The following is a 6108-nucleotide window of genomic DNA, read 5'->3' on the forward strand; positions in this document are numbered from 1 at the left end:
AGGCTCGGCGCGATGCGCGGCGGTCTTCGCACTTGCTTCCGCACGCCGCGCGACGCCAGCGGCGTGTCGCTGCTGGAAATGCTGCTGGTGGTGATGCTGATCGCCATCGCCGGCACGCTGGCGGCGATGGTGCTGACCGGTGGGCTGGACGGCATGCGCCTGCGTTCGGAAGTGCGCGAGATCGCCGCGCAGTTGCGCTATACGCGCGCCCAGGCGATGGCGACCGGCAAGCCGCAGCGCTTCGTCATCGATCCGGAGAACCGCCGCTGGCAGGCGCCCAACCAGCATCGCGGCACGGTACCGGCTTCTCTGCGCATCGCTTTCGTCGGCGCGCGCCAGGTCCAGCCCAAGCCGGGCGTGGGCGCGATCATGTTCTTCCATGACGGTGGTTCCAGCGGCGGCCAGATCCGGCTGAGCAGCGGCCAGGCCGTGTGGCGCGTCGACGTGGCGTGGCTGACCGGCGAGGTCCAGGTGGTGCGCGGAGGCGGTGGCACATGAGGCGTCCGCACGGGTTCACGCTGCTGGAGGTGATCGTGGCGTTCGCGTTGATGGCGCTCGCGCTGACGCTGCTGCTGGGCTCCCTGTCCGGCGCCACCCGCCAGATCCGCGCGGCCGATGACGCGACCCGCGCCTCGCTGCATACCCAGTCGCTGCTGGCGCAGATCGGCGTGGGCGAGTTCCTGCAGCCGGGCCACCGCGAGGGCGAGTTCGAGAACGGCCGCTATCGCTGGGAACTGGAGATCGCGCCTTATGACGATCCGATCAAGGCGCTGACGCCAATCCGGGATCCTTCGGCGCCGGAACTGCTGCGTCTGCGCCTGACCACCCGCTGGGGCGACGAGCCGCGGCAACGGATCGTATGGGACACGCTGCGGCTGGTACCGCCGGATCCCAACCGCAGCCGGAGCGTGCCGTGAGCCGCCGCGCGCATGGATTCACCCTGCTGGAGATGCTGCTGGCGCTGGTGCTGCTGGCGGCCGGACTCGCACTGGCCTTCGCCACGGTGCGCGCCTCGACCACGATGGTCGAGCGCGGCGAGATTCGCGCGCAGCAGAACGAACGCGCGCGCGCGGTGGAAGGTTTCCTCCGCCAGCGCATCGGCACCGCGCTGCCCGTAGTGTTCGCCACCGATCCGGCCACGTTCCGGCAATCGCGTTTCCTGGGCGAGTCGAGGCGCATCCGCTTCGTCGCGGATCTGCCCAATTATCTGGGTCGGGGCGGACCGCATCTGTACGACCTGGTGTTCGACGACCAGGGGCGCCTGATGGCGCGGTTCGCGGTCGTGCAGGCCGGCCAGACGGTGGAGACACCGGACCCCATCGCCCCCGAGCTGATGGCCGACGGCCTGCGCAACGCGCGTTTCCGCTATCGCGGCCTGGACGAGAAGGGGCAGCCCGGCCCGTGGCAGGAAGCCTGGCGCACCGCCGAAATCCTGCCCCTGCAGGTCGCGGTGGAGGTGGAAACCGAGGCCGGCGCGCGCTGGCCTGAGCTGGTCGTCACCCTGGTGCACAGCGAGGGCGGCGCAGGGGGCGGCGCGCAGCCGCCGGGAGGCCTGTGATGCGCGAACGCGGCGCGGCCCTGTTGCTGGTGTTGTGGCTGACCGCCTTGCTGGCGGCGCTGATCGGCGCGTTCGCGGTGACCGCGCGGATGGAATCGCTGCAGGGCCAGGTCGCACGGGATGGTACCGTCGCCCGCGAACGGGCCCGCGCCGGCATCGACTATGCGCTGGTGCGGATTGCCGATCAGCAGCCGCAGACCCGCTGGATGCCGGATGGACGCGGCTACGACTGGACGTTTTCCGGCAGCCGCCTGCGGATCAACGCGATCGATGAAAGTGGCAAGGTCGATCTGAACCAGGCCGATGTTCGCCTGCTGGAACAATTGCTGCGGGTGCGCGGCGTGCCTGAGGAAACCGCGCCGCGACTGGCCGCCGCGATCCTCGACTGGCGCGATGCCGATTCGCTCGGACAGCCGAGTGGCGGCGCCGAGGATCCCGATTACGCCGCGGCCGGCCTGGAGTACGGCGCCAAGGACGCGCCGTTCGAGAGCGTGGCCGAACTGCAGCAGGTCCTGGGCATGACGTCCGAATACTACGAGCGGCTGGCGCCCTACCTGACCTTGTATTCCGGGCGCACCTTGCCGGATGCCAATTACGCGCCCGGACCGGTGCTGGTCGCGATGGGCCTGGATGCCGAACGGATCCTCGCCCAGCGTGCTTTGCCTCCCGATCAGGCCGGGGCCCAACTCGTCGGCGGCGGAAGCGGCACGTATAGTATCGAGAGCCACGCGACGCTTCGCGATGGACGGGAAGCGACGTTGCGCGCGGTGATACGGGCCGGCGGCGGTCCCGTGCCGGGGATGGCGTACACCGTTTTGCGCTGGGAAGAGGGAACTGCACCGCCATGAGCACGATCCGCGACAGCATGGACAGCCTGCGCGCGCGCCTGTTGCCGGGAGCGGGCGGGCTGCTCGGATGGTGGGGCAGGGCGCTGGCCAGTTGGCTGCCGCACCGCTGGCGCTCGCTGCTGGGGCTGACCCAGGATCGCCTGCTGCTGAGCCAGCAGGAGGATCAGGGGGTACTGGCGTGGCAGAGCACGGAAGGCGTGCGCGAGCTGGCCCGCCTGCCGTTGCCGCTGGAAGCCGGCGATCTCGATGGCCTGCTCGGCAAGCGCATGGCGGGACTGCCGCGCTGGCTGCTGCTGCCGGCCGACGCGGTGTTGCGACGCCCGCTGGTGTTGCCCGCGGCGGCGGCGGACAGGCTGCGCGATGTGGTCCGATTCGAGATCGATCGGCAGACGCCTTTCGGCGCAGACGATGTCTGCTACGACGCCAGCCTGCGCCAGCGGCGCGAGGACGGCCAGCTCGAGGTCGATCTGGTCGTCATCCCGAGGGCGCGCTTCGACGCCGCGCTGGCGCCACTGGGAGGTCTGGCCAGTGAACTGGCCGGGGTGGACGTCGCGGCCCCGCAGGGACAGCCGCTGGGCGTGAACCTGCTGGCGCCCGCCGAACGCCGGATACGGCAGGCGCCGATGCGCGGCTGGCATCTGGTCCTGGCTTCGCTTGCGTTGGTGGCGGTGGTGTTCGCCGCCTGGACGATACTGGACAACCGGCGCGACGCGGCCGACGAATTCGAAACCGCGTTGCGCACCCGCACCGAACAGGCGCGCCGGGTCGCCGCGCAGCGACAGCAACTGGTGGATCTGGTCGAAGGCATGAACGCACTGGAGCGCGCGCGCGCGCAGCGCCCGACCGCGGTCGAGGTACTGGATGAACTCAGTCGCCGGTTGCCGGACGGCACCCATCTGGAAAAGATGTCCATCGAAGGTGATCGGCTGGTCGTGATCGGCCTGAGCCAGGAAGCTTCCTCGCTGGTCGCCAAGCTGCAGGGGTCCCCGCTGTGGCGCTCGCCCGCATTGAGCGGCGCCCTGCAGCCGGACCAGACCCGCCGCCGCGATCGCTTCACCCTCACCGCGCAACTGGTCGGCACCACGGCCCCTTCCACCCCCGGCACCGGAGATCAGAATGGCAAGCGCGCTGACTGATCGCGAGCGCTGGCTTGCGTTGGGCCTGCTGGCCGCCGTGTTGCTGCTCGGCTACCTGGTGCTGGTGCATCCCTGGTGGACCCAGCCGATGCTGGAAGTGAACGAGCGCATCCAGGCGCTGCGCGAGCGCGAACTGCGCGTGCGCACGCAATTGCAGCAGGCGCCCGCGGTGGAGAAGCAATTGGCGGCGGCGCTGGCCCTGCAGGCGCAGCGTCCCGGTTTCCTCGGCGAAGCCAGCACCGAGCTGGCCACCGCCGGACTGGTCCAGCGCCTGGAAGCCGTGGTCAAGGAAGCCAGCCCCGGCAATCGCAGCTGTGGCATCGCCAACCAGTCGCCATTGCCGCAGGCCACCGGCGAGCGGTTCGCGCGGGTGGCGGTGCAGGTACGCCTGCGCTGCGGCACCCCGGAACTGGCCGCGGTGCTGCATGCCCTCGAATCCGGCAGCCCGCGCCTGTTCGTGGACAATCTCAACATCCTCTCCAGCAACTATGCCTACATGGCGCCGGAAGGCGGCACGGGCGGGCTGGACGTCACCTTCGATCTGTATGGCTACCTGAAGCCCGGCGTGGTCGCGCCGGCCGCCCCCGCCGCGCCCGCGGCGATGACGATGCCGGAGGGCGGCGATGCGCCTTGATACGCTCGGTCCGCGCACCTTGTTGGCGGGCACGGTCGCCGGCTGGGCCGTGCTGGTGGCGATCCTGGCCCTGGCCGGCCTGGGCGGACGCATCACGCCACTGGCCGACGATCCGGGCAGCGCCCCGCGCCTGCCCACCTTGCCCAGGGCGGCGCCGGAGCGCCTGGGACCGTTGGCGCAGTACTCGGAACTGGTCGCGCGTCCACCGTTCTACGAAGGCCGGCGGCCGCAGCCGTTCTACCTGACCAACGACGCCGAAGCGCAGGCGCCGAGCTTCGACTACGTTCTGACCAGCGTGCTGATCACGCCCGGCTTCCGGATGGCGATCCTGCAGCCCAGCCAGGGTGGCGAAGGCGTGCGGATCAAGCAAGGCGAAGCGGCCAGTGCCGCGCCGCAATGGACGCTGGTGGATCTACAGCCGCGTACCGCGGTGTTCGAAGGCCCGGAAGGGCGGCGCACCCTGGAACTGCGGGTGTTCGACGGCACCGGCGGCCAACCGCCCAGCGTATCGGGGACACCGCCGCCGATCGCCGCGCCGGTTCCCGTGCCGCCGCAGACCGGTGGCAACGCGCCGCAAAAACCCGCTCCGGGCAATGCGCCGACCACGGGCCAGGTGGTGCCGGTCCAGCCGACGCAGGAGCCGGCCGAACAGCCGGCGATGACCACCGAGCAGCAGATGGAAGCGATCCGCAAACGCATCGAGGCGCGTCGCGCGCAGATGCGCCAGCAACAGGGCCAGGCGGTTCCGCCGCCTGCGCCACCTCCCAATCCGAATCAGTAGAGTGCCGGCATGAAGTCACGCCTATTCCTGTTCTCCGTTTGCCTGGGCCTGCTGGCGGGTTGCGCCACCGCGCCCACGCCGGACGTCCGGCGCGCCGGAGAAACCCCGGCCACCCCGGGAACCGCCCAGACCTCGCCATTGCCGGAAACCGAGGAACCCGAAAGCGGTCCCCGCCCGGTGATCCGCCGCGGCAGCGGCCAGATGATCAACCGCGGCGCGGCGGCGGCGCCGATGCCGTCGCTGGGCGGTGCCAGCTCGGGTTCGGCCAGTTTCAACTTCGAAGGCGAATCCGTGCACGCGGTGGTCAAGGCCATCCTTGGCGACATGCTCGGCCAGAACTACGTGATCGCACCCGGCGTGCAGGGTACGGTCCCCCTGGGCACGCCCAAGCCGGTGTCGCCGGCACAGGCGATGACCCTGCTGGAACAGGTACTGGCGCAAAACAACGCGCGCATGGTCTACAGCGATGGCCGCTACAACATCATGCCCGCCGACCAGGCGATGGTCGGCACGGTCGCGCCGCGTACCGGCGGCGCCGCCAACGCGCGCGGCTACGAGGTGCGGGTGGTGCCGCTGCGCTTCATCGGCGCCACCGAGATGAAGAAGGTGCTGGAGCCCTATGCGCGCCCCAACGCCATCGTCAACATTGATACCACCCGCAACCTGATCACCCTGGCCGGCACCCGCACTGAACTCGAAAACTACCTGCGCACGGTCGAGGTGTTCGACGTCGACTGGTTGTCCGGCATGTCGGTGGGCGTGTTCCCGCTGGAAACCGGGCAGGCCACCAAGGTGGTCGCGGACCTGGAGAAGGTGTTCGGCGAAACCAGCAAGACCCCGAGCGCCGGCATGTTCCGCTTCATGCCGCTGGAAGGCGCCAATGCCGTGCTGGTGATCACCCCGCAGCCGGCCTACCTGGATCAGATCCAGCAATGGCTGGAACGCATCGACAGCGCGGGCGAGGGCGCGCGACTGTATTCATACGAACTGAAGTACATCAAGGCCAAGGATCTGGCGCAGCGGCTGGCGGAGGTGTTCGGTTCGGGTGGATCGCGGGATTCCGGTAGCAACGGTGGAAACGCGTCGCTGATGCCTGGCGCAGATCCGACGCAACTGGGTGACAGTGGATTACTGGGTCAACAAAGCGATGG

Annotated in this window: 8 protein-coding genes; all 8 read left to right on the top strand. The window is 69.8% G+C overall.

Annotated features, from left to right (window positions below; genetic code table 11):
• Window positions 1–12 precede the first annotated feature (12 nt).
• Window positions 13–498, top strand: coding sequence for a GspH/FimT family pseudopilin (locus FG323_RS15600; RefSeq protein WP_141455622.1), 486 nt, complete (start codon window positions 13–15; stop codon window positions 496–498).
• Window positions 495–917, top strand: coding sequence for a prepilin-type N-terminal cleavage/methylation domain-containing protein (locus tag FG323_RS15605; protein ID WP_141455623.1), 423 nt, complete (start codon window positions 495–497; stop codon window positions 915–917). Before FG323_RS15600 ends, FG323_RS15605 begins: the two co-directional genes overlap by 4 nt.
• The gene (locus tag FG323_RS15610; protein WP_249888694.1) at window positions 914–1558 is read left to right on the top strand and encodes a prepilin-type N-terminal cleavage/methylation domain-containing protein; all 645 of its coding nucleotides are present in this window, start codon (window positions 914–916) and stop codon (window positions 1556–1558) included. Before FG323_RS15605 ends, FG323_RS15610 begins: the two co-directional genes overlap by 4 nt.
• Window positions 1555–2406, top strand: coding sequence for a type II secretion system protein GspK (locus tag FG323_RS15615; protein WP_181444258.1), 852 nt, complete (start codon window positions 1555–1557; stop codon window positions 2404–2406). Before FG323_RS15610 ends, FG323_RS15615 begins: the two co-directional genes overlap by 4 nt.
• Window positions 2403–3542 carry a PilN domain-containing protein gene (locus FG323_RS15620; RefSeq protein ID WP_141455626.1) on the top strand — a complete coding sequence of 380 codons (1140 nt, stop codon included), beginning with the start codon at window positions 2403–2405 and terminating at the stop codon, window positions 3540–3542. The genes FG323_RS15615 and FG323_RS15620 overlap by 4 nt, the downstream gene beginning before the upstream one ends.
• Window positions 3523–4176 (top strand): type II secretion system protein GspM, encoded by a 654-nt coding sequence (gspM, locus tag FG323_RS15625; protein ID WP_141455627.1) that lies wholly within the window; start codon window positions 3523–3525, stop codon window positions 4174–4176. Before FG323_RS15620 ends, gspM begins: the two co-directional genes overlap by 20 nt.
• Window positions 4166–4957 carry a general secretion pathway protein GspN gene (locus FG323_RS15630; protein ID WP_141455628.1) on the top strand — a complete coding sequence of 264 codons (792 nt, stop codon included), beginning with the start codon at window positions 4166–4168 and terminating at the stop codon, window positions 4955–4957. Before gspM ends, FG323_RS15630 begins: the two co-directional genes overlap by 11 nt.
• Window positions 4958–4966: 9 nt before the next feature.
• Window positions 4967–6108: secretin N-terminal domain-containing protein (locus FG323_RS15635; protein ID WP_305000958.1), on the top strand; the 1142-nt coding region annotated here is incomplete at its 3' end.

Origin of the sequence: Pseudoxanthomonas sp. z9, assembly GCF_006542425.1 — a bacterium.
Lineage (GTDB): Bacteria > Pseudomonadota > Gammaproteobacteria > Xanthomonadales > Xanthomonadaceae > Pseudoxanthomonas_A.